The 714-nt window shown below is 41.6% G+C and carries 1 protein-coding gene; it reads left to right on the top strand.

Annotated elements, in window-relative coordinates; translation table 11 throughout:
• Nucleotides 1-714: HipA domain-containing protein (locus tag R8N47_RS25165; RefSeq protein ID WP_318186099.1), on the top strand; the 714-nt coding region annotated here is incomplete at both ends.

Genomic DNA, 714 nt, shown 5'->3' with positions numbered 1-714 from the left:
ACACGATATAGTTACGGCTCATGAGTATCAGTTCCCTCTTGGCATGTCCAATAAGCACGACTTCCGCTTCACAATATCTGGGGCGCAAGAGAAAACTGCGCTTCTTAAAATCAAAAATGATTGGTTTTTACCCAGTTTGGATTACCCAAGCACTCACATTCTCAAATTTCCGATCGGCTTTATTCAGCAGCCAGCGGCAACACTTGATATGACGGGGAGCGTTGAAAATGAGTATTTCTGTATAAAACTTGCAGAAGCAATGGGCTTCCAAGTTCCAAAGATTGAGATCTTAAAAGTTGAAGGAATGAAAGCTCTAGTTATTGATCGTTTCGATAGACACTGCTCACAAGATGGCAACGCACTTATTCGATTGACTCAAGAAGACATGTGCCAAGTATTCTCGCTTCCCTCACAATTGAAATATCAGAGTGATAGTGGCGTTGGTATTAAAGAAATCATGCAACTACTGAGTCGTTCTAGATGCGCAGACAACGACTGCGACGATTTTATGCGCTTTCAAGTATTTCAATGGTTGATCGGTGCAACCGACGGGCATGCAAAAAACTTTTCAATTTTTATTGAGGCCAATGGTGCTTATAGACTAACACCTTTCTACGACATCATGTCAGCCTATCCCGCATCAAATGGCAAAGGTAGAAACACGCGTAAACTAAATTTAGCTATGTCTCTCAAATCCACTTCAAGCGGCAATAA

This window comes from Vibrio sp. 2132-1 (assembly GCF_033344315.1).
This window is presented reverse-complemented; position numbering and strand designations above follow the sequence as displayed.